The organism is Rathayibacter sp. AY1F3 (genome assembly GCF_002931975.1).
Classification (GTDB): Bacteria; Actinomycetota; Actinomycetes; order Actinomycetales; family Microbacteriaceae; genus Rathayibacter.
In genome coordinates, this window is record NZ_PSVF01000042.1 from 1 (window position 1) to 22,127 (window position 22,127).

Below are 22,127 nucleotides of genomic sequence, written 5' to 3' on the forward strand. Positions count from 1 at the left end.
CCCCTCCGCCGCACCCACGCCCCTCCCCGTGCCCGCTCGACCGCGGAGCTCGCGATACTGTGAGCCCTCTCACCCCGGACCTCCAAGGAGACGCACATGTCGGTCGGCCTGCTCGCGGTTGTCGATGACATCCTCACCGCCGCCCTGAAGGCGAGCGCCAAGACGGCGGGCGTCGTGATCGACGACGCGGCCGTCACCCCGCAGTACGTGCAGGGCCTCACGCCCGCGCGGGAGCTGCCGGTGGTCGGGCGGATCGCGCTGGGGAGCCTGTTCAACAAGTTCGTCATCATCATCCCGCTGGCGCTGCTGCTCTCGGCGTTCGCGCCGCAGGTGCTGCCGTACCTGCTCATCCTCGGCGGCGCCTTCCTCTGCTTCGAGGGGGCGGAGAAGGTGCTCGAGTGGTTCGGCGTCTCGCACGGCGGCCACGAGACGGAGGCGCGCGACGAGAAGAAGCTCGTCTTCGGCGCCATCCGCACCGACCTCATCCTGAGCACCGAGATCATGCTGATCGCGCTCGACGGCCTCGACCCCGACTTCGGGATCTGGCCCACGCTCGGCGCGCTCCTGGTCGTCGGGCTCGGGATGACCGTGCTCGTCTACGGCGCCGTCGCGCTGCTCGTGAAGATCGACGACGTGGGCCTGCGCCTGATGAAGAACGCGGCCCGCGGCGTGCGGCGCACCGGGGCGAGGATCGTCGCGTCGATGCCGGTCGTGTTCCGCGCGATCAGCATCATCGGGACGCTCGCCATGCTCTGGGTCGGCGGGCACCTCGTCGTCGCGAACCTCGCCGAGACGGTGTGGCACGGTCCGTACGACCTCGTGCACGTCGTCACCCACGCGGTCGAGGGCGCGGGCCCCGTCGTCGTCTGGCTGGCCGACACCTTCGTCTCGATGATCTTCGGCCTCGTGCTGGGTCTGGTCATCGCGGCCGTCGTGATGGGCGTCTCGCGCCTGCGCACCCGCGACGAGGCGGCCGCGGGGCACTGAGCGGGGTCTCGGTACTCCGCGTGCCGCGGCCGGTCGACCGGCATAGGGGTGCGCGGTCGCTCCACCGGCGCGGGGGTGTGCGGCTGCCCGACCGGCACGGATCCATGCTGATCGAGTAGCCCGCGCCGCGGGCGCATCGGGATCCCGCGACGTGCCGCCCCCGCAGCGCCGCTCCCGATGAACGACGGACCGCCCCCGTCCCCGGAGGGGCGGAGGCGGTCCGTGTCGGAGGGGGCGTCAGCAGCTGCGGGCCGCGTACGCTCCCGTCGCCACCGAGGTGACCTGCTCACCGTCGACCGTGCCCGTCGCGGTGACGGTGGCCTGGCCGGCCGGCACCGAGGCCGCGCGCGTGGTGAACGCGGCGCTGCCGCTCGCGCCGGGCGCGACTCCGGTGACCTGCTTCGACCCGGAGGGCGTCGCGATGGTCATCGAGACCGGCACGCCGGACTCGTTCTTCGCCGCGACGGTGAGCGTCACCTTGCCGGCGATGCAGCGGGTGGTCGCCGTGACCGCGACCGCGAGGGCGGCGGGCGCCTTCAGGGTCACCGTCACCGTCGTGGTCGAGGTGACGGAGCCGTCGGCCGCGCGGACCGCGATGGTCGCGACTCCGCCGTTCGCCGTCGTCGGCTGGGTGATCCGCACGGTGGCCGCCGAGTCGGTCGCCACTGCTCCGATCACCGGCATCGCCGTGCCCTCGACGGTGACCGCGTAGGAGGTGCGGGCCGGGTCGAACCCGGCGATGCCGGCTCCTCCGACGCGCAGGGCGCCCAGGGTGGCGACCGCGGCGGGCGAGGCGACCGACTCGTAGAGCTTGGTCTCGGCCACGATCAGGTGCGTGTTGTCGTAGGCGTTCATCACGACGCGGAAGGCCTTGGCCGTGACGGGCGCGAACGACGCGACCAGGGTCGGAGCCGTTCCGCCGGCCGGCGACGCGAGGGCCACGGCCGACTCGTAGCCGGGGACCGCGGTCCAGGTCGTGCTGTCGGCGGCCTGGTACTGCAGCTGGTAGGTCTGCGCCCAGCTGGTGCCGCCGTCGGCGAGGAACTGCACCGACACCTTCTCGACCTGGTGGGTCGAGGGGAAGGTGTAGGTCAGCGAGCTCTGCGCGGCCTTGGTGCCGTTGGTCCAGTTCGACCAGCCCTTGTCGCCGTCGACGCCGTTGCGGGTGCGCTCCGGTCCGTAGCCCGACTCCGACGACGACGCGGTCGCGACGATGCCGGCGTCCGGGTTGAAGTTGCGGAGCGTGCCCGTGGTGACGAGCACCGTGAGCGTGGCGGGGAGCGTCGCGCCGTCGGCGGTCGCCGTTCCCGAGACCGTCACCTGCCCGGCCCGGGCGAGGGAGGCGGTGGTGAGCGGCGTCCAGTCCCAGACGACCGGCACCGGGAAGGTGCTGGCCGAGGCGCCCACGCGGGCGGGGACCGTCGTCGGGGCCGAGGCCTTCACTCCGGCGACCGAGGCGCCCGCGGCGGCCGTGACCGACACGGGGTCGGTCGCGGTCAGTCCGCCGACGTCGACGAGCGCGGTGACCGTGATCGTCTGGCCGTAGAGGTCGGTCGCGGTGCCGGGCACCTCGACGCGGCCGGTCGCGCCGTACGCCGAGTCGGCGGGGCGCTGCCAGGTGACGGCGAGCGGTGCGCCGGCTCCCCAGGAGTACTGCGGGGTGATGCTCGCGGGCAGGGTCGGAGCGACGCCCGCGGTGGTGCGGACGGCGATCGTCTGGCCGGCGGTCGGCGCGAGGTCGCGGAGGGACCACGACTGGTTCGCTCCTCCGTTGGAGGTGTAGACGCCGACCGACGCGTTGTCGGCACTGGAGCCGCCGTTCACGTCGAGCGACTGGGCGATCGACTCGTTGACGAGCGAGAAGTTCGTGCCATCGGTGGTGTTGACGATCCAGCGGGTCGCGGCGGTCGTCTTCGCCGCGTCGACGGACAGCGAGCGCAGGTCGGTGCCGGCGGTCGTGGCTCCGAGCACGCGTCCGTCGCCGTTGACGAGGACGACACGGCGAGTGGCCTCGCGCTCGCCGGCGGCGACCTCGCGGACCGTCCAGGTCTGCTTGGCGGCCGTGGCGGAGTCGGTGGCGAGGCCGGTGATCGTGGTCGCGGCGCCCGACGGGTTGCCGGTCAGGGCCTTGCCGCTCTGGGTGCCGACCAGCTGGTAGCGGTGGCCGTCGCGCAGGGCGGGGGCGGAGTCGGCGACTCCCGAGACTCCGTCGATCGAGAAGCTCGTGACCGACTTGGCGGGCACGGTGATCGTGGCGGTGCGCGAGATGCGGTCGACGCTCACCGGCGTCTTGGCGACCAGGGCGTTGCTCGTGGGAGCGGCTGCCGAGGAGGCCTTCGTGGTGACGTACGGGGTGACCGTCGCGGTGTCGGCGATGGTGCCGAAGCGGGAGAGGTCGAGCACGACGGTCTTCTCGGTCGCGGTGCTGTTGGTGTGCACGACGGTCGCGCCCGAGCCGTCGCCGCGGACGGCGGCGGTGGAGGAGCTGTCGTTGGAGGGCATCAGGTGGTCGCCCTCGTGGATGAACTTGGTGAAGTTCCGGATGGTGTTGAACTTCGAGTTCGTCTCGACGCCGCAGACCGGGGCCTTGGTGGAGTCGCCACCGGCGTCGGCGACGCGGCGGACCGACTTCCAGACCTCGGTCCCGTTCTCCTGGTACGGCTTGCAGTCCAGGTCGATGTAGACGGAGCCCCAGTTGAGGTTCTCGCCCTTGGGCTTGGGCTGCTGCATGTTGTAGTAGTCCTCGACGGGCTGCCAGAGCACCCACGCCTTCGGCTCGAGCTCGCGCAGGTCGTCGTTGATGCGGCCGGCGATGCCGAGGCCGTTCTCCATGTTGGTGGGGTCGAAGCCGGAGACCCAGTTGCCCTCGATCTCGCTCATCCACAGGTCGGTGTCGGCCTGCTTCGCGAGGTCGCGGACCTTCAGGCGGCCCGAGGTGCCGTAGGTGTGGACGTTCATCCGGTCGACCTCGGCGCGGATCGCGGCGGAGTAGGCGGCCCAGTTCGTGGCGAAGATGTCGGGGTTGGTCTCGTCCATCGCGGCGATGCCGGCGTCGGTGGTCGAGGCGTCCAGCGCGGCGGCGACGTCGGGGATCAGACCCGCCTGGCGCGTCGGTCCGACGTGCATGCCCTCCTGCCGTCCGCCGGTCGGGACGCCGTTGGAGAGCTGCGTGCCCCAATAGTTCGTGTTCGGCTCGTTGAAGGGGTCGAGCGTGTCGAACTCGATACCGTACTCGTCCTCCATGTGCTCGGTGACCTTCACGAGGTACTTCGCGAACTGCTCCTCGGCGGCGGGCTTCAGCTGCTCGCTGTTCGCGTCGAAGCCGCCCGAGACGTAGCCGCTCTCGGTCATGAAGTACGGGGCGGAGTTGGAGAACGCCTCCCAGTGCGAGATCTGCTTCTCCTCGGCGAGCCTCTCGACCCACCAGCGCTGCGTCTCGTCGGCGGTCCAGTCGTAGGAGGCGGGGTCGTCCGCGTTCCACTTCGCCAGGAGCGCGTCGCGGTCGGCGAGCTTCGTGGAGGTGCCGCCGTAGGTCGACGCGTCGCCGGCCGGGTTCGGCTTCCACCAGCCCTCGACGGCGCCGCCCGGGCGGAGGTAGTCCTTCACATCGGAGGCGTTGCCGCCGCCGATGTTGTAGCGGGCGATGTTGAGGTCGAGGCCGCTGTCGCCGAAGACCTTCTGGTAGAGGTCCTCGCGGAGGGCCTCGGGATAATCGCCGGTCGCGTTCGCGAACCAGACGAGGCTGGTGCCCCAGCCCTCGAACGCCTCACCGGCGGCGGCGGGGTTCGGCGTGATGCGGAACGCGTCCGCGGCCTGAGCGGGGGCCGCTGCGGCGGGGATCGCCAGCAGTGCTCCTGTGGCCAGGGCGGCGCTCGTGGCGAGCGCGGCGACCCTTCTGAAGGACATCGACATTGATGCGGTCTCTCTTTCGCCATCGAAATGCGGGCATGTTCACGTGAACGCGCCCTGACGGCCGACTGTACATGTTCACGTCAACAATCGGAAGGTGCTCAGGGGCGCGCGGGGCCCGCGTCGGCGAGAAGCCAGGAGTCGTCGCAGTCGGCGCCGAGTGCGACGAGTCCTGGAGGGTCGTGGGCATGCGGAGGCGTGCGGCCGCGCGCCGCGACACCCCGGCGCTCAGACGCGGTGCGTCGTCTCCGGGAAGGCCTCGGGCTCGCACTGGATGGTCGCGTGGTCGATGCCGTGGCGCTCGCGGAGCACGGCGAGCACCCGCGAGAGCGCGGTGCGGTAGTCGGCGTCGGGGGCGACGACCACGTGGCCGGTGGCGCTCTCCATGCCCGAGGTGATCGTCCACACGTGCAGGTCGTGCAGCGCGAGCACGCCGGGGACGGCGCAGACGTCGCGCTCGAGTGCCGCGAGGTCGACGTGCGCGGGCGCCGACTCCATGAGGATCCCCAGCGCCTGCCGCGTCAGCGACCAGGTGCGGGGAAGGATCAGCAGCCCGATCAGCACGCCGACGATCGGATCCGCCCACGCCCAGCCGGTGGTGAGCAGCACGATCGCCGCCACGATCACGCCGATCGAGCCGAGCGCGTCGCCGAGCACCTCGAGGGAGGCTCCGCGGAGGGTGATGCTCTCCTTCGCCCCGGCCGACAGCAGGCGCAGGCTCACGAGGTTGACCGCCAGGCCCACGACGGCGGTGATCAGGAGGGGGCCGCCGGGCACCGCGGGCGGCTCGGCGAAGCGGCGGACGGCCTCGACGATCACGAACGCGGCGACCGCGAACAGCAGCAGGCCGTTGGCGAGGGCGGCCAGCACTTCGAGGCGGTAGGAGCCGTAGGTGCGGCCCTTCGCGGCGGGGCGGGCGGCGAGCGAGATCGCGGCGATCGACATCCCGAGCGCCAGCACGTCGGTGCCCATGTGCGCGGCGTCCGAGAGCAGCGCGAGCGAGCCCGTCGCGACTCCGACCGCGAACTCGACGACCATGAACGCCGCGGTCAGGACGAAGGCGGCCACGAGCGGACGCCGGTGCCGCGCGGCGGCGGAGCCGGCCGGAACGCCGTGAGAGTGGCCCATCGGCTCCTCCGATCCCCTGTTCGTATAAACAGTCTTGCATGCGTCCGGAGGCGAGCGCGAGGGCCCTCAGCCGACCAGCGGGTCCAGCGCCTCGCCGAGGTAGGGCGCCAGGGTCCGGGCGTACGACTCGGTGAGGTGCCCGAGGTCGCGGTACACCTTCACTCCGCCGATCACGAGGGGGCAGCCGCGGTCGTCGCAGAACCAGCGGGTGAGGTCGACGGCGGCGGCGCCCGGCCAGTCCTCGGCGGCGGCGGCCATCAGCTCGCGGTCGGCGAAGGCCTCGTCGAGCGGCACGCTGCAGTCGGCCGCGGAGCCCGGCTCCTCGGCGCAGGCCAGCAGGGAGAGCGAGGGCAGCACCGGATTGTCGCGGATCGCGACCACCGTGGATCCGCGGGCGATCAGCGGCGCCCACGACTCGTGGAACCCGTCGATGCCGGCCTGCTCGTCGGGGGTGCCGGACGCGTCGACGAACACGGACTTCTTCGCGGAGTAGGCGGTGACGACGAGCGCGTACGGCTCCTGGCCCGCGAGCTCCTCCTGCAGCTTCTCGTTCCAGACGTCGCAGGAGCGCCGGGAGGAGGCGGAGTCGTCGCGCCGCTCCGCGGTCGAGAAGACGCAGCCCGTCTTGTAGTAGGTGTGCAGGTCCCAGCCGCGCTCCTCCGCGACGCCGCGCAGCGCCGGGAAGAAGGACGCCGCATGCGAGTTGCCGATGAGCAGCACACGAAGGCCGGCGGGATCGCCGAAGCGGCACTCCTTGAGCGCGGTGCCGGAGTTGCCCGTGCTGCACTCGTCGGTGTTCAGCGCGGAGCCGTCCTCCGAGGCGTCGACGGCGGGCAGGCTCGTGGTCCAGGAGTCGGGGCAGGCGTTCGCGAGCGCCGCGGCTCCGACGCAGCCCTCGGTCGAGACGGGGAGGGCGTGCGCGCGGGTGAGGTCGGCGGCGATCGCGGCGTTCGTTCCGGTGAGGCCCGTCGCTCCGACCAGGGCGGCGACGGCCAGCAGGGCCGCCGGGGCGAGCGCGCGGAGGCGGTGCGGGCGCTCGGCGGGGGCGCGGCGGTGGAGGGGGTCCTCGAGGAAGCGCTTCGAAATGGCGGCCAGGAGGATCGCGGCGGCGATGACGCCCAGGCCCGCCGGAGCGGTCGGGTCCTCGCCGCTGCTCTCGCGCCAGAAGACCAGGAGCGGCCAGTGCCAGAGGTAGATCCCGTAGCTCAGGCCGCCCAGCCACACGAGCGGGCGCAGGGCCAGCAGTCGGCCGACTCCGCGCTCCGGGGCGGGGCCGGTCCCGGCGACGAGCACGAGCACCGCCGAGAGGGTCGGCCAGAGCGCGGCGATGCCGGGGAACGCGCTCGAGACCTGGAGCACGAATCCGCAGGAGACGACTCCGATCAGCCCCAGCCACCCGGCGACCGTCCGCAGGGCCGCCGGGATCGCCAGTCCCGGGAGTACGAGGGCCGCGAGCGAGCCGAGCCCGAACTCCCATGAGCGGGCGAGGGTGCTGTAGTACGCGGTCGGCTGGTCGATCCCGACCAGCACGACGGAGAACGCGAACGAGAGGACGGTGAGCGCCGCGACGAGCGCCAGCAGGAACCGCGGCAGCTGCGCGCGTCGCCGCAGCAGCACGGCGGCGAGGGTCGCGACGAGCACCAGGGCGAGCCAGACCAGGTAGAACTGCCCCTGCACCGACATCGCCCAGAAGTTCTGCACCGGCGAGTGGAAGTCGTCCTGCGCGAGGTAGTCCACTCCGGCCCGCGCGAGCGCGACGTTCTCGACGTAGAAGGTCGAGGCGAGCACCTCGGTGAAGGTCTGCAGCAGCTGCGAGGGGCGCAGGAGGAGCGGAGCGAGCGCCGCGACGACGACCAGCACCACCGCGGCCGCCGGGAAGAGCCGCGAGGCGAGCCTCCGGAGGAAGGCGATCGGACGCACGCGCCCGAACCGGCGGATCTGGCCGAGGAGGGTCAGGGTGGTGAGGAACCCGGCGATCACGAAGAAGACGTCGACGCCTCCGGAGACGCGGCCCAGCCAGATGTGGAACGTCGCGACCAGGAGGGACGCGACGGCGCGCAGTCCCTCGATCTCGGGCCGGTAGCCGGACGCATCGGCCTTGCGCACCAGCGCGGACCGGCCTGAGGGGGCGGTGCGGGCGGAGTGGCGGGGCAACGGGTTCCTTCCGTGACGGTCGGCGGGCGGTGGGGCGGGCGCCGTCGAGCGTCGGTGTCCAGGATCGCGCTCTCCCGCCCCCAGGGGAACCGTGTCCGGGGTGCTGTCCACCTGGTTGGGGGCTGCGGAGGCGAGGTGCGCGACAGGTGTCCGCTTACTCGGCTGTTCCGGGCCTTCTGAGTGCATCGAGAACTCGGAGGTCGCCGTTCTCGCGCGCGACCACGGCGACTTCTGCGGAGTCGCCGGCGGGCGGGACCGAGGGTGGATCGAAGGCGGGTGGCGCGGATCGACTGGCGCGGATGGATGGGCTTAGGTGAGGTAAGGCTATGCTTACCCGGGCTCCGCGCCGAGACGCGGGTGCCGCCCGCCGACGGACCGGGCCGACGAGCCCTGCCGGCGAACCGGACCCACGAACAAGGCCCACGAACCGGGCCGACGACCGACGCCCACGAACCACGGGAGATCCATGTCCACGCATCGACGGCGCCCCGCCGCCCTCGCCCTCGCCGCCCTGACCCTGCTCGCCCTCACCGGCTGCGGCGCCTCCGAGCAGATCGAGCCCGAGAGCATGGCCGCCGCGGGGGAGGGCACGACTTCGTACCCGCTCATGCTGGACAACTGCGGCACCGCGACCACCGTCACCGCCCCTCCGCAGCGGGTCGTCTCCCTCGACCAGAACTCGACCGAGATCCTGCTGTCCCTCGGCCTCGAGGACCGGATGGTCGGCACGGCCTCCTGGACCGACCCCGTGCTCGAGACCCTCGCCTCCGCGAACGAGAGCGTGCCGCGCCTGGCCGATAACGCCCCCACCTACGAGGTGCTGCTCAGCGCCGACCCGGACTTCGTCACCGCTTCCTTCGGCCGCCACTACGCGCCCGAGGGCGTCGCCTCGCGCGACCGCCTCGCCGAGACGGGGATCGGCTCCTACCTCGCCCCCTCCGACTGCGACAACGGGGCGAGCGTCAACGGCGGGAGCGGCACGCGCACCGTCCCGCTGACCGTCGACGTCCTCTACCAGGAGATCCACGAGCTGGCCGAGGTCTTCGACGTGCAGCAGCGCGGCGACGCCCTGGTCGCGCAGCTGCAGGAGCGCGCCGCCGCCGCCACCGAGGGGGTCGACCTCGGCGGCCGGAGCGTCGCCTTCTGGTTCGCCGACACCAAGACGCCCTACATGGCCGGCGGCTACAACTTCGCCTCGCTGCTCGGCACCACGACCGGCATGACCAACGTCTTCGCCGACCGCACGGAGGACTGGCCCGCCGTCGGCTGGGAGAGCGTCGTCGCGGCCGACCCGGACGTCCTGGTCCTCGGCGACCTGCAGCGCGACCGCTTCCCCGGTGACCGCCTCGACGACAAGACCGCGTTCCTCCGCTCCGACCCGCTGACCAGCAGCCTGCCCGCGGTGCAGGACGGCCGCTTCATCGCGCTCCACGGCGCCGAGATGAACCCGTCGATCCGCTTCGTCGACGGGCTCGAGAAGATCCGCGCCTGGTGGGACGAGAACGGGGCCTCGCTCTGAGCACGCACACGGGCACGGGCACGGGCGCGGTCCTCGTCCGCCGGGTGCCGCGGGGCCTTGCCGCCGCCGCGCTGGTCGTCGGCGGGCTGCTCGCGCTGGCGCTCTCGGTCGGCGTCGCGGTGACGCTCGGCCCGGCCGACGTCTCGCTCGTGAACGTCCGCGACATCCTCCTCAACCACCTCGGGCTCGCCTCCGTCCCGGTGCGTGCGGCCGAGGACGCGATCGTCTGGCAGGAGCGCCTCCCGCGCGCACTCGTGGCCGCGGCCTGCGGGGCGGGGCTCGGCGTGTGCGGAGTGATCCTGCAGTCGCTGCTGCGCAATCCGCTCGCCGACCCGTTCGTGCTGGGCGTCTCCTCCGGAGCGTCCACGGGCGCGGTGCTCGTCGGCGTGCTCGGGGTCGGCGGAGGAGTGGTCGGGCTCTCCGGAGGCGCCTTCGTCGGCGCGCTGGTCGCCTTCGGCTTCGTGCTGCTGCTCACGCGGTTCTCAGCGGGCGGCACCTCGGGCGTGATCCTGGCGGGGGTGGCGAGCACGCAGCTGTTCTCGGCGCTGACCTCGCTGATCGTGTTCGCTCTCGCCGACTCGGACGAGACGCGCGGCGTGATGTTCTGGCTGCTCGGCTCCCTCGAGGGCATGCGCTGGGACGACGTGGCGCTGAGCGGAGGAGTCGTGCTGCTCGGCTCCGTGGTCTGCCTCGCCGCGGCGCGCACGCTCGACGCGTTCGCCTTCGGGGAGGACGTGGCCGCGTCGCTCGGCGTGCACGTGGGCCGCACCCGCCTCCTCCTGCTGGTGGTGACGGCCCTGCTGACGGCGACCCTGGTGAGCATCGCCGGCGCGATCGGCTTCGTGGGGCTGGTGCTGCCGCACGCCGCGCGACTCGTGTTCGGGCAGCGGCACTCGCGGGTGATCCCGGCGACGATCCTGCTCGGCGCGGTGTTCCTGGTGTGGGTCGACGCCGGGTCGCGGGTGGCGTTCGCGCCGACTCCCCTGCCGGTGGGGGTCGGCACGGCACTCGTCGGCGTGCCGGTGTTCATGCTGCTGCTCCTGCGGCGGAGGGGCCGCTCGTGACGCTCGAGGCCGACCGGGTCACGTGGCGCCGGGGCGGCCGCCTGGTGGTCGACGGCGTCTCGCTCCGCCCCGTTCCCGGCTCGACAGTGGGACTGCTCGGGCCCAACGGCTCGGGCAAGTCGTCGCTGCTGCGGCTGCTGCAGGGCACCGCGGCTCCGGACGCCGGCGTCGTCACCCTCGACGGCGCGCCGCTCCGCTCGCTCCGCCGCCGCGAGGTCGCCCGGGCCGTGGCCACGGTGACGCAGCAGGCCGAGACGGAGGCGGACCTCCCCGTCCGCGACGTCGTCCGGCTGGGGCGCACCCCGCACCGCTCCCTCCTGGGCGGAGACACGGCAGAGGACCTGCGCGCGATCGATCGCGCCCTCGAGCAGGTGGGTCTCGAGGCGAAGGCCGACCACCTCTGGCACACCCTCTCGGGCGGCGAGCGGCAGCGCGCGCACATCGCCCGGGCGCTCGCGCAGGAGCCGCGCGAGCTGCTGCTGGACGAGCCGACCAACCACCTCGACATCCGCCATCAGCTGGAGCTGCTGGCCCTGGTGCGGGCGCTGCCGGTGACCACGGTCGTCGCGCTGCACGACCTCAACCTCGCGGCCCTGTTCTGCGACGCGCTGCTGGTGCTGCGCGAGGGGCGCGTGGTCGCGGGCGGCACCCCGGAGGAGGTGCTCACCCCGGCGCTGATCGCGGACGTCTACGGGGTGCGCGCCCGCGTGATCGTCGACACCGGACGGCCGCACGTGCTGTTCGACTCCTGATTCCGCTGCCGCATCCTGACCCCACTGCCAGACGATCGTCGATCAGTCAACGGTCTCGTCCGTCGTGAGGAGCGCGTTCTACCGTCGGTGAACCGGCTTCGAGACCTCACAGGAGAGGTCCCCCTCGCGCTGGGCGAGGTGCACTCCTGACGGAGGTCGATGGACGTGCCGGTGACGACGAGGGGAGTCGAGAGATGTCCAGAGACGACGTGGCACCGGGGCGGTTCGCGCGGTTCGTGAAGTGGGTCAACAAGGCCGACGGCTGGGAGCCGCAGTACCTGCGCGGGCGGGTCGTGGCCAAGAAGGACGGCGAGTGGATCGTCGCGGTCGACGGCGAGGAGCGCCGGATCGTGAAGAAGGAGTGGAGCGTCTACCGCTGACCCTCGGGGAGGACTCGTGATGCTGCCCGACCGGCGCACTCCCGAGATCAGAGAGGCGCGTCCCGGAGTCTTCGTGCTCGAGCTGCGCCGCACCCGCCGCCGGCCCGCCGAGGAGCTGGGCGTCCTGATCCGCACGGGCACGACCTGGACGGTGCTGGGCCCCGAGGGCGTGCTCTCCGACGTGCCGAGCTTCCACGACGCCGTGGCGGCCCTGCGCGAGTAGCGCCGCACCACTGAGTACTCCGCGGCCCCACTCAGTCGCCCGAGACGGTCGCCCGCTCCGGCGTGTCGACGACCGTCTAGGGCGCCTCAGCGCTGACGCGAGCGTGGACGGCGCGGCGGTGGTGCCGCCGAGGCGTGGGCCCGCCGCGCCTACAGCTGGCGGCCCGGACGCTGCACGCCGACGACGGTGACGGTGAGGGTCGCGGAGGTGCTCTGCGCGGCGGACGGCGCGGACTCCGAGAGGCGCACGGTCAAGCGGAGGTGGTCGGTCGCTCCGACGGCGAGGGCGGGGGAGCCGGGCAGGTCGAGGCGGGAGGCGGCGGGGCGGTCGGACGACACGGTGGTGACGGTGCCGGGGCAGGTGGCGGCGTCGGCCGACCAGGACTGCGAGCAGCGCTCGATCGCGAGCTGCAGGCCGTCCGAGAGGTCGGTGCCGGTGGCCGTCTGCAGCTGGAGGGCCGACATCGGCAGGGTCCCGGCGTTCGTCAGGTCGAGGAGGCGCCGGGCCGTGCCACCGGGGACGAGGCCCGCGACGGGGACCGGCACGGTCGTCGCTCCGGTGCCGGTGAACGTCGCGATGACGGTGCCGGAGGCGACCCGCGCGCTCACGGAGCCCCGGTCCAGGAGCACGGCGGTGGCGGTGGCGGCGGCGCCGAGGACGAGCGCGCCGGCGACGAGTCCCGCCAGGCCGGCGCGGGAGACCACGCGGCGGCGGACCTCGGGGGAGTGGCGCGGGGCTCCGCGGTCGCGGGAGGACGGCCGGGCGCTGTGCCGTCCGTGCTCAGCGGGCGGACGCAGGGGCTCCGGGGGCGGCGTGCCGTCCGACGAGCGGTGGGCGCCGCTCATGGGGCGACCTCCGCGGGGCGGCGCCAGATGGCGATCAGGAGCGCGCCCACGATGACCGCGCCGCCCGCGGCGGAAAGCGCGAACCGCGCCTCCGGGCGGGCGAGGCCGATGCTCGGCCAGCCCAGCAGCGGCACCACCGAGCTCTCGCGCCAGATCCGCTCGTCCGCGATCGTCACGATCCACGGGTCGGCCGACTCGTTGTTGTCGCCCTTGGTGGTGAGCGCCAGCTGGCCGGGCTCGCGGCCGCGGAGGGCCGCAGCCTCCTCCTCGGAGTAGACGAGGGTGACGCGGTGGATGACGCGGCGGCCCGGATCGTCCGGGTCGGTGAAGACGATCACGTCGCCGGCGCGGATCGCGGCCTGGTCGACGGGCAGGGTGACGGCGAGGGAGCCGACGGGCATCCCGGGCGCCATCGAGTTCGACAGCACCGGCACGAGCCGCACGAGACCGAGCGCGGAGAGGACGAAGACGGCGATGCCGGCGACGGCCACGATCGTGACCAGGCCGCCGAGGAGAGCGCGGAGGGCCTTCACGCCTGCTCCCTCCGGTGACGACGGCGCGCCGCCGCGGCGAGCAGGGCGCCCGAGCCGAGGGCGAGTATCCCGCCCAGGAGCGCAGCGCCCAGATCGCGGCCGGTGACGGCCAGCCCGCCGCCCGCCGCTCCGGGGAAGGAGCCGGGGCCGGGCGTCGCGGAGGGATCCTCCTCCGTCGTGCCCACGAGCACCCGCAGCGACGCCGCCGCGAGCTCGGTCCCGTTGCCGGCCGACTCCGGAAACAGGACGCGGACGCGCACGCCCACGGTGGCCCCGCGCTCGAGCGGACGCACGCCGTCGAGCCGGCCGAGCGTCGCCGCGGGCCCGGATCCGAGCGGCATCGCGTCCTCCGGGCAGAGGTAGCGCTCGACCGTGCGCTCCCCGTCGACGACCTCGGCGACGGTGAACGCCGAGTCGCAGAGCTCGACGGACAGCTGGAGGCCGTCGCGCGGGTCCTGCGCCAGCGTGCCTCCGTCGACCGCGAAGGCCACGGAGACCCCCTGTGGCGACAGGCCGGTGCTGGTCACCTCGACCGCCCACTCGGCGCGGTCGCCCGGAGCGAGGTCGGTGAGGGATCCGGGCGCCGAGAGCTCGCGCACGTCGAGCACGCCGACGGGCTCGGCGCTCGCCGCGGGCGCGAGGAGCACCGCCGCGAGGGCGGCGACGAGCGCACGGGCGTGGGGCATGGGGACGACTCCGGGAGGAAAGGGGGATGCCTCCGCCCCGCGCCGGTGGCGGCCGGGCAGGGCGGAGGCGGTGGGGGACGGTCTACTTCTGGATGCCGGCGCGCTGGATCGCGGCGGCGGTGAAGGTGACCGTGGCGGAGGCGTTCTCGTACGCGTTGTCGGCCGCCGTCGGCAGGACGAGCTCGATCAGCGTGTTCAGCGTCACATCACCGGCGTCCGAGGGGAAGGTCCCGGTCGTGGTGGGGGTGATGCCGAAGTTCGCCGGGGTGAAGTCGACCGCGCCGGCCTGGCCGCCGATGGACGACAGCTTGCCGGATCCGGTGACCGTGGTGGTCCCGCTGCAGGAGTACGGGCCCGCCGGAGTCGTGGTGGGGGCGGTCGTCCAGGCGGTGGAGCAGGTCAGCAGGCGGTAGTCGAGGCCGTTCGGGCCGGAGACGAGAGACTGGCCGACACGGTTCTGGTCGGTGGTGTCGGATCCCACGACGTCGTTGGTGACGGCCTGCGAGAAGCGCACCGACGAGACGAGGTCGCCGTCGTTGGTGGCGTTCGGCAGGACGATCGTCACCGGGCGCTGGATGGTGTCTCCGGGCGCGATGTCCGTCACGATGAAGGTGCCGTCGAGGTTGATGTCGAGCTGTCCGGCGTCCGCGGTGCCGACGGCGGTCCCGGAGTCGGTGAACACGGCGAAGGCGCCGGCGCCGGCGAGGGCTCCCGCGGCGAGGAGGACGCCGCCGGTGAGGGCGATCTTCTTCCAGGGGCTGCGACGGGTGGGTGCTGTGGTGGTCATGGCGACCGTTCCTTTCTGGTGGGTGGTGCCCGGTGCGGGCGTGGTCTCCCTCACGAGGACACGTGCAGGACGAGAGGGGTGTCGGCGGGGAGGCATCAGCAGCCTCCGGCGGTGGTGACGGCCGGCTGGGCGACGGCGGTCGAGGCGGCGGACGCGACTCCGAGCCAGCGCTGCAGATCCGGGCGGACCCGCCACTGGTAGCTGCGGCCCTCACCGACGCGGTCGTCGGTGAAGCTCGTCGCGGAGGCGGCGGGCGCCGCGATCACGGTCCAGGGGCCGGGCGTCGTCCCCGCGAGGCGGCGCTCGAGGGTCCAGCCGGTCGCTCCGGCGGCGGCCGACCAGCTCACGAGGGTGCTCGGCCGACCGGCCGTGCAGCTCGCGACGGGCGTGGCGACCACGGAGGAGCTGGTCCAGGCGCCGAGCCCGACCGCTCCGCTCGTGCTGCCGGTGCCGGAGAAGCCGCGCCGGACGAGGGGAGCGGGATCGACCCAGACCGTGATCGTGCTGCCCGCCGTGAGCGCGCCGTCCGTGACCGTGTACGCGATCGTCGCGCTCCCGGTCCAGCCGTCGGCCGCGGGCGTGTAGGTGCACGTGGATCCGGAGCAGGAGAAGGTGCCGCGCAGCCCGGCCGGGACGCTCGTGCCGACCAGGGCGAGGGTCGTGCCCGCGTCCTCGTCGGTGTCGTTCGCGAGCGGAGCGACGGTGACGGCGGGGCCGCCGGTGGTCGCGACCACGCGGTCGGGTCGGGCGACCGGCGCGCGGTTGAGCGCGGTGACGGTGACCGTGACCCGCACGTTCCAGGTGCCGTACTGGCCCGAGAGCGAGTAGTCGAAGACGTCGGTGCCGACGAAGGCGGCGATCGGGCGGTAGGTGCACTGGCCGCGGGTCGCTCCGCTCGCGACGCAGGAGACGGACCCCTGCACGGGAGTGGCGGGGGCGGGGGTCGCCGCGCCTCCGATCGCCTTCGGGGTCGCCGAGAGCTGCGCGCGCGAGAAGGTCGCTCCGGTCGCGGCGGGCCCGTCGTTCGCGAGCACGTCGATCACGACCGATCCGCCCTGCACGACCGTCGCGGCGTCGGCCGCCGGATCGGGGATCACCGAGATGCTCACCGAGGCCGTGCGGGTGAACGCCACGCCGGTCGGGCCGGTCGCCGTCGCCGTGGCGGTGTTGACGATCGTGCCGGCGGTGACGTCGGCGGCGGTGGTCGTGTAGGCGGCGGTCGCGGTGACGACCTGGCCGGGCAGCAGTCGTCCGGAAGTGCCCGGCCAGGAGTAGGTGAGAGCGGAGAGCCCGCTCTTGGGGTCGCTGATCGCGACCGCGGTGAGGGTGGTGGTGCCGGTGTTGGACGCGCGGAAGGTGTAGGTCACCACGGTGCCGGCGGCGCTGATGAAGGCGGGGTTCGCGGTCTTGGTGAGCGCGAGGTCGTTCGTGCGGGCGATCGTCACCGTCCGCGAGGCGGTGGCCGTAACGGCGGCGCCCGTCGGAGGGGTGCCGGTCACGGTCGCGGTGTTGAGGACCTGGCCCGCGTCGACGTCGGCCTGCGTGAGCGTGTACGAGGCGGTCGCGGTGACCGACTGGCCGATCTCGAGGCGCCCGGCGGTCCCCGGCCAGGAGTAGGCGAGCGCGGAGAGCCCGCTCTTGGGGTCGGTGACCGCGACGGCGCTCAGTCCGGTGTTGCCGGTGTTGGTGGCGGTGAAGCTGTAGGAGACGGTCGAGCCCACGGCGGCGCCGGTCGGGATCGTGCCGTTCTTCGTCAGCGAGATCGAGGGCGCGTAGCGGATCGGCGTGGTGGCCGTGGAGGTCGCGGTGACCGTCACGGGCGTGGCGGCCAGGGTGCGGCCGGAGACGGTCGCCGTGTTGACGAGCGACGTGTTCTTGTCGATGTCGGTCTGAAGGACCGTGTACGGCGCCGACATGAAGGTGGCGCTCGCTCCGGGGGCGAGCTGCGTCGAGGCGGGCGTGATGCCGGTGACCTTCGGGTCGGCGACGGCGACCGTCTGCAGTGTGACGTTGCCGGAGTTGAGGGCGAGGAAGGAGTAGCGGATCTGCTCTCCGGCGTCGGCCTGGGCGTTGCCGTTCGTGTCGGTGAGCAGGGCGGTCTTGGCGAGGGTCAGAGCGGGAGCCGGGGTGGCGATGGGGGCGGTGACGGTGGCGGTCTTGCTGGTGACGGGGGTCGTCGTCACGACGTTCGAGATCGTCTCCGTCTTCGTCGCTGCAGCGGTCGCCGTGTTGACGAACGAGCCGGCCACCGCTTCGGCGGCCGTGACCGTATGGGATCCCGTGCAGATGGTGGAGGCGAGCGGGAGCAGGGTCGTCGTCGGACAGGAGATGCTCGCGGCCTTCGGGTCCGTGACGACGATGCCGGTGAGCGTGCCCCGGATAGACCCGTTCGTGACGACGAACTGGTAGGGGATGACGGATCCCTCGGCGTAGGCGACGGGCTGCGTGGTGGTGCGGTCGATCTGCTTGACCAGAGTGATGTCGTCGAGAGTGTTGATGGACGAGACGGAGACGTTGCGGACGAGGTGGGTGTCGTTCGATCCACCGGTGGACGCCGTGAAGCCGAGCTTGTAGGTCGAGGGCGCTGCGGTCGGCATCGTGAACTGCATCAGCTGCGTCAGCGCGGAGGCGGCCATTCCCGCCGAGGTGCCCCAGTAGACCGTGACGACGGGGGAGGCCGTGGCGGACACGGTGATCCGCACGGTCCTGCCGTAGCTCGCGGGCGGATTGCCCGACGAGACGGTGATCGGGGTGCGGACGGAGGTGAGCGTCGGCGGCGGCGCGGCCTGCAGGAAGCAGTAGCCGGTCTGGCCCTGGCCTGCACCGCGGGCGACGATCTGATTCGCGACCTGGCCCTGGCCTGAGCCGGAGGGGCACCCGAATCCGAGTCCGTAGGTGGGCGGGGCGTTGGGTGTCGTGCTCTGCGTGGGAGGTCTGGCCGAGAAGTTCCCGTAGGCGTCGATGCCGATGCCGAGATAGCCGCCGTTCACACCTTCGACGGTCGCGGACTGGCCGTAGCCGAGCGAGCCGCCAGGGGCTCCGGCCGCCGTCAGGGACTTCGAGCCGTCCGTGAGGAAGAAGCCGATGCCGTCTGCTCCGAGGAGGCCGAGGGCGGAGCTGTACTGGTACTGGTCGAACTGGACGTCGATGCCGCCCATCGCGGGGATCGGCCGGTTGAAGACCGCGCCGCCCTTGGCGTTGTTCCGGGCGTCGGTGAGCTGCAGGAAGCCCGGACTCGTCGCGGCGGCGGGGGCCTGAGTCCGGTTGGCGCAGACGCCGAGATTCGAGGAGCCGGTCGGCGGAGCAGTGGTCGCCGCCGTGATGCAGGCGCCGTCGAGCGCCTGCCACGCCGGGTCCGCGACGCTGGTGCCGCCGAAGCCCTCTTGAAGGAGGACCGTGGCCGCCGCGGCCCTCGTCGCCGGCAGGACCACGAGGACGGCGGCGAGCAGGAGCAGGACGAGGCCGAGGGCGATCGAGCGGTCGTGGCTCGGCCGGGCATGCGCGTTCGACACGGATCGACCTCCCCCCGGGGCGCCTCGCCGGGCCTTCCGGATGGAGCGGGATCACGATAGGTCGCGGCTCGGAGGCGCCCTGTCCCCCTGAGACGGGACGTGGGCGGCGGACGACGGACCCTCGATCCGGTCGGCACTCAGAGGGGGGAGAGCAGGCGCTGAACCAGCGATCAGGTCGCGCTCAGATAACGCGACCCATCCGGGGGTCTCACGCGAGAGTGTTGACGTGCGCATGGCCCTCGCGCCGGGCGCAACGCGGCCTGGATCCGTGCCGGCCCCGTGCCGCCCCGGTGTCCCGCCACCGGGACGATGCGGTTCCGCTCCCGTGGCGGGCATCTCCAGAGCAGTGGCGCGAGATAGCGCTCTCACCAGGACCTTCTCGCGTCCCTCCGCCGCTCGAAGCGAGGTGGGAGCGCCGCCGCGGGTGTCCCTGAAGCGGGTCTGGTGGTCGCGCGGCGGACGCGGGAGGATGCACTCGCGCCTGCCCGCCCGCACGGTCCCCCGAAGGACCGCACCGCGCCCCCTCCACGGTGGTCCGATCCGGACCGCAGCACCCCCCCTCACACCTTCCGGTCAGGCTCCGCCGACCGAGCAGCCCTCTCCACATCGGGATCCCATGTCCTCTCCTGCGCGCCACAGCCGCCGTCTCGTCCTCACCGGAGCCGCCCTCGGCGTCGGATCCGCCTTCGCCTACGCGATGACCGCGTCCGCGGCGCCCGACTACAGCGTGATCCCGCCGCTGCCCAACGAGCTCGGGCGCGGCGACACGGCGATCTCGCGCGTGGGGAAGAAGCCGTACCAGATCATCGACGTGATGATCGGCACCGACCGCGCGCGGCTCTTCGTCCCGCACACCGCGGTCCCCTCGCAGCGGATCGGCCGGGTCGTCTACTGGTACTACCACGCCAACGGGAGCACCTACGCGGCCCTGTCCGGCGCCTACCAGTACAGCGCCGACCAGGCCGTCGACAAGGGCGTCATCTCGATCTGCCCCAACTACGGCGGCAGCATCTACACGAACAAGCGGGCCGTCGCCATGCAGGTGGACGCGGTCGCCTGGTTCCAGAAGACGTGGCGGATCGGCGCGAGCTTCCTCCGCTCGAACTCCGGCGGCGGCGCGCTGCTCTGCTGGGCGTACGGCAACAAGCTGGTCCCCGAGATCCGCGGCGCGTACCACGCGGCCGGCGTCTACGACATGGCCGACATGGCCCGCCGCGACCCGGGGCGCGTCCTGCCGGACTACGACAACGACCCCTCGACGATCCCGGCGACCGACCCCGCGCTGCTGCCGCAGGCCTCGTGGGCGGGGGCGCGGATCCGCACGACCGGCTCGACGGAGGACGTCCTCGTCCCGATCGCCGTGCACGGAGGGGCCTGGGTCGCGCTCGCGAAGCCCGTCGCGAAGGAGGCTGTGGTCCTCTACACGCCGACCGACGGCGCTCCGAACGGCCACAACGTGCCGAGCCTGACGAACAAGGACATGCTCGACACGTTCGACCGCTGGCTCGCGGAGCAGCCGGTCGTTCCGCTGCCCGACGAGCCCGCCTCGTCGATCCCCGGCGAGGGCACGTACCAGAACTCCTCGCCGCTCATCACGACGGCGGGCACCTGGAGCACCATCTCCTCCTCCGCCGACAGCGGCGGGAGCATCAGCTACTCCAGCTCGGCCGGAGCGTCCGCGAGCTTCCGCTTCTCGGGCACGGGCGTCAGCTGGGTGAGCCGGATGACGGCGACCTCCGGCATCAACGAGGTGCTGCTCGACGGCGTCCTCGTCGCCACCGTCGACCGCTACAGCCCCACGACCCGCTCGGGTCAGACGGTGTGGACGAGCGGACCGATCGCCGCCGGCACCCACACGGTCACGATCCGCCGGGGGACGACGCGCAACCCGGCGTCCACCGGATCCACGCTGATCCTGGACGCCTTCGTCGTGACCGCAGGGACCGTCTCCACGTCGACCCCCACCCCCACCGCGACGGCGTCTCCGACCAGCACGCCGACGCCGACGGACACGCCGACCCCCACCGACACGCCCACTCCGACCGAGACCCCGACGGCCACGTCCACGCCCACCCCGACCTCGACGCTGCCGGCGGCGGGGACGTACCAGAACGGAGCCGCCGTCATCGCGACGGTCGGCACCTGGGCGACGCTCTCGAGCACCGCCGACAGCGGCGGCAGCATCTCGTACTCCAGCACCTCCACGGCCTCGGCGACCCTCCGCTTCCGGGGCACGAAGGTCAGCTGGGTGAGCCGGATCACCCCGACCTCCGGCATCAACGAGGTCCTGATCGACGGCGTGCTCGTCGCCTCCGTCGACCGCTACAGCGCCACGAACCGCTCGGCCCGCACCGTGTTCACCAGCAGCACCCTCAGTGCCGGCGAGCACACCATCACCATCCGCCGCGGCAGCAAGCGCAACGCCGCCTCCACGGGAAACTCGCTGATCCTGGACGCCTTCGTCGTCGTGTGAGTCGCTCGAGCGCCCGAGCCGCCCGCGTGATTCCGGACAGAGGACGCTGGCGGGCTCGGGTGGTCGGGTGTGCGGGGGCTCGTGGAGGGGGCCCTTGTCGCTGAGGCGCTCGCTCGGCGCCCACTCCGTTGAGTCGCCCGTGTCGAGTCGCCCGAGAATGCAGCTGTTTCAGCGTTCTCGGGACCAACTCGGGCACCTCAGCGGGCTTCGCGGGAGGGGCCCGTGCGAGCATGCGGGGATGAGAACGCTGATCCTCGGAGGAACGGGCTGGCTCGGCGGGCACCTCGCGGCGGAGGCGCTGCGGCGCGGCCACGACGTGACCTGCCTCGCGCGCGGGACGGCCGTGCCCGCGGGGGTGTCCCTCGTCCAGGCCGACCGCGACCGCGAGGACGCTCTCGACACCGTGGCTGCGGCGCCGTGGGACGCGGTGATCGACGTCTCCTCTACCCAGCAGCACGTCCGCCGATCCGTCCGCGACCTGCGCTGCAGCGCCTACGTCCTCGTCTCGACCACGAGCGTCTACGCCGAGAACGCGGTCGTCGGAGCGGACGAGGACGCCGAGCTGCTCCCTCCCTCCGACGACCCCACCTCGTACGGCGCCGCGAAGGCCGCCTGCGAGCAGGCCGTGCTGGCCGGATCCGCGCCGTCCCTGATCGCGCGCGCCGGTCTGATCGGTGGCCCCGGCGACCCGACGAGCCGCTCCTCCTACTGGCCCTGGCGCTTCAGCGCGCGGTCCGGGCCCGTGCTGGTGCCGGATGCGCCCGAGCTGCCGACGTCCGTGGTCGACGTGCGGGACCTCGCCGCCTGGCTGGTGGCGTCCGCCGAGGCGCGGGTGGCGGGCGTGATGAACGTCTGCGGGACCCTCGTGCCGTTCGCCGAGCACCTGGCCGCGGCGCGCGGCGGGTCGTCCGCCGAGCCGGTCGCCGTGCCGGAGGAGTGGCTGCTCGAGCGCGGCGTCGGCCAGTGGGCGGGCCCCGGCTCGCTCCCGCTGTGGATCGCGGACCCGGACTGGCGCGGCATGAACGCCCGCTCGACGGCACGGGCGGAGGCCGCGGGCTTCGAGCGCCGCGAGCTCGCCGAGACGCTGCGGGACGCGGCGGCCGCGCACGTGCCGGGACGCGGCGCCGGACTGGGGGAGGAGCGGGAGCGGGAGCTGCTGGGGGAGTGGGGTGTGG

At 73.1% G+C, this 22,127-nt stretch carries 16 protein-coding genes; 8 read left to right on the top strand and 8 right to left on the bottom strand.

Going from position 1 to position 22,127, the window contains the following annotated elements:
• Nucleotides 1-96 precede the first annotated feature (96 nt).
• Nucleotides 97-987 carry a DUF808 domain-containing protein gene (locus C5C39_RS16005; protein ID WP_104223404.1) on the top strand — a complete coding sequence of 297 codons (891 nt, stop codon included), beginning with the start codon at nucleotides 97-99 and terminating at the stop codon, nucleotides 985-987.
• A 237-nt stretch (nucleotides 988-1,224) separates the two neighbouring features.
• Here the strand turns inward: C5C39_RS16005 and C5C39_RS16010 are convergent, their stop codons facing one another.
• The 3 genes from C5C39_RS16010 to C5C39_RS16020 all read right to left on the bottom strand — a co-directional run bounded on the left by C5C39_RS16010 (nucleotide 1,225) and on the right by C5C39_RS16020 (nucleotide 8,178).
• Entirely contained in the window at nucleotides 1,225-4,893 is a 3,669-nt protein-coding gene (locus C5C39_RS16010; protein WP_146083965.1) for a glycoside hydrolase, read from the bottom strand.
• Nucleotides 4,894-5,124: 231 nt separating this feature from the next.
• Entirely contained in the window at nucleotides 5,125-6,024 is a 900-nt protein-coding gene (locus tag C5C39_RS16015) for a cation diffusion facilitator family transporter (RefSeq protein WP_104226358.1), read from the bottom strand.
• A gap of 66 nt (nucleotides 6,025-6,090) precedes the next feature.
• Nucleotides 6,091-8,178, bottom strand: coding sequence for an acyltransferase family protein (locus tag C5C39_RS16020; protein WP_181136414.1), 2,088 nt, complete (start codon nucleotides 8,176-8,178; stop codon nucleotides 6,091-6,093).
• A gap of 466 nt (nucleotides 8,179-8,644) precedes the next feature.
• Between C5C39_RS16020 and C5C39_RS16025 the strand changes: the two genes are divergently transcribed.
• The 5 genes from C5C39_RS16025 to C5C39_RS16045 all read left to right on the top strand — a co-directional run bounded on the left by C5C39_RS16025 (nucleotide 8,645) and on the right by C5C39_RS16045 (nucleotide 12,116).
• Complete coding sequence (locus C5C39_RS16025; RefSeq protein ID WP_104353857.1) at nucleotides 8,645-9,697, top strand: ABC transporter substrate-binding protein; 1,053 nt, start codon at nucleotides 8,645-8,647, stop codon at nucleotides 9,695-9,697.
• Nucleotides 9,670-10,761 (top strand): FecCD family ABC transporter permease, encoded by a 1,092-nt coding sequence (locus tag C5C39_RS16030; protein ID WP_374953713.1) that lies wholly within the window; start codon nucleotides 9,670-9,672, stop codon nucleotides 10,759-10,761. The genes C5C39_RS16025 and C5C39_RS16030 overlap by 28 nt, the downstream gene beginning before the upstream one ends.
• A complete protein-coding gene (locus tag C5C39_RS16035) occupies nucleotides 10,758-11,513 on the top strand; it encodes an ABC transporter ATP-binding protein (RefSeq protein ID WP_104353858.1) in 756 nt (251 codons plus the stop codon). The genes C5C39_RS16030 and C5C39_RS16035 overlap by 4 nt, the downstream gene beginning before the upstream one ends.
• Before the next feature lie 194 nt (nucleotides 11,514-11,707).
• Nucleotides 11,708-11,893, top strand: a complete 186-nt coding sequence (locus tag C5C39_RS16040; protein WP_104223398.1) for a hypothetical protein — start codon at nucleotides 11,708-11,710, stop codon at nucleotides 11,891-11,893.
• Nucleotides 11,894-11,909: 16 nt separating this feature from the next.
• Nucleotides 11,910-12,116 carry a hypothetical protein gene (locus C5C39_RS16045; protein WP_104256374.1) on the top strand — a complete coding sequence of 69 codons (207 nt, stop codon included), beginning with the start codon at nucleotides 11,910-11,912 and terminating at the stop codon, nucleotides 12,114-12,116.
• Between the two features lie 149 nt (nucleotides 12,117-12,265).
• On the opposite strand, the gene C5C39_RS17330 is transcribed toward C5C39_RS16045, so the two are convergent.
• The 5 genes from C5C39_RS17330 to C5C39_RS16070 form a co-directional block, all read right to left on the bottom strand.
• Nucleotides 12,266-12,961, bottom strand: a complete 696-nt coding sequence (locus tag C5C39_RS17330; protein WP_146083966.1) for a peptidase — start codon at nucleotides 12,959-12,961, stop codon at nucleotides 12,266-12,268.
• Complete coding sequence (locus C5C39_RS16055; protein WP_104353859.1) at nucleotides 12,958-13,494, bottom strand: signal peptidase I; 537 nt, start codon at nucleotides 13,492-13,494, stop codon at nucleotides 12,958-12,960. Before C5C39_RS16055 ends, C5C39_RS17330 begins: the two co-directional genes overlap by 4 nt.
• On the bottom strand, nucleotides 13,491-14,180 hold the full coding sequence (locus tag C5C39_RS16060; protein WP_104353860.1) for a hypothetical protein: 690 nt from the start codon (nucleotides 14,178-14,180) through the stop codon (nucleotides 13,491-13,493). The genes C5C39_RS16055 and C5C39_RS16060 overlap by 4 nt, the downstream gene beginning before the upstream one ends.
• Before the next feature lie 82 nt (nucleotides 14,181-14,262).
• Nucleotides 14,263-14,967, bottom strand: coding sequence for a TasA family protein (locus C5C39_RS16065; RefSeq protein ID WP_104353861.1), 705 nt, complete (start codon nucleotides 14,965-14,967; stop codon nucleotides 14,263-14,265).
• A gap of 95 nt (nucleotides 14,968-15,062) precedes the next feature.
• Nucleotides 15,063-18,479, bottom strand: coding sequence for an Ig-like domain-containing protein (locus C5C39_RS16070; protein ID WP_104353862.1), 3,417 nt, complete (start codon nucleotides 18,477-18,479; stop codon nucleotides 15,063-15,065).
• A 616-nt stretch (nucleotides 18,480-19,095) separates the two neighbouring features.
• On the opposite strand from C5C39_RS16070, the gene C5C39_RS17660 reads away from it, so the two are divergent.
• Both C5C39_RS17660 and C5C39_RS16080 read left to right on the top strand, forming a co-directional pair.
• Entirely contained in the window at nucleotides 19,096-20,952 is a 1,857-nt protein-coding gene (locus C5C39_RS17660) for a hypothetical protein (protein WP_181136415.1), read from the top strand.
• Between the two features lie 238 nt (nucleotides 20,953-21,190).
• Nucleotides 21,191-22,127: NAD-dependent epimerase/dehydratase family protein (locus C5C39_RS16080; protein WP_104353863.1), on the top strand; the 937-nt coding region annotated here is incomplete at its 3' end.

Excerpts from the sequence above, each read along its gene's own strand:
- C5C39_RS16005 (WP_104223404.1), top strand. The coding sequence starts at position 97 with ATGTCGGTCGGCCTGCTCGCGGTTGTCGATGACATCCTCACCGCCGCC.
- C5C39_RS16010 (WP_146083965.1), bottom strand. The coding sequence starts at position 4,893 with ATGTCCTTCAGAAGGGTCGCCGCGCTCGCCACGAGCGCCGCCCTGGCC.
- C5C39_RS17660 (WP_181136415.1), top strand. The coding sequence starts at position 19,096 with ATGTCCTCTCCTGCGCGCCACAGCCGCCGTCTCGTCCTCACCGGAGCC.
- C5C39_RS16060 (WP_104353860.1), bottom strand. The coding sequence starts at position 14,180 with ATGCCCCACGCCCGTGCGCTCGTCGCCGCCCTCGCGGCGGTGCTCCTC.
- C5C39_RS17330 (WP_146083966.1), bottom strand. The coding sequence starts at position 12,961 with ATGAGCGGCGCCCACCGCTCGTCGGACGGCACGCCGCCCCCGGAGCCC.
- C5C39_RS16065 (WP_104353861.1), bottom strand. The coding sequence starts at position 14,967 with ATGACCACCACAGCACCCACCCGTCGCAGCCCCTGGAAGAAGATCGCC.
- C5C39_RS16040 (WP_104223398.1), top strand. The coding sequence starts at position 11,708 with ATGTCCAGAGACGACGTGGCACCGGGGCGGTTCGCGCGGTTCGTGAAG.
- C5C39_RS16025 (WP_104353857.1), top strand. The coding sequence starts at position 8,645 with ATGTCCACGCATCGACGGCGCCCCGCCGCCCTCGCCCTCGCCGCCCTG.
- C5C39_RS16015 (WP_104226358.1), bottom strand. The coding sequence starts at position 6,024 with ATGGGCCACTCTCACGGCGTTCCGGCCGGCTCCGCCGCCGCGCGGCAC.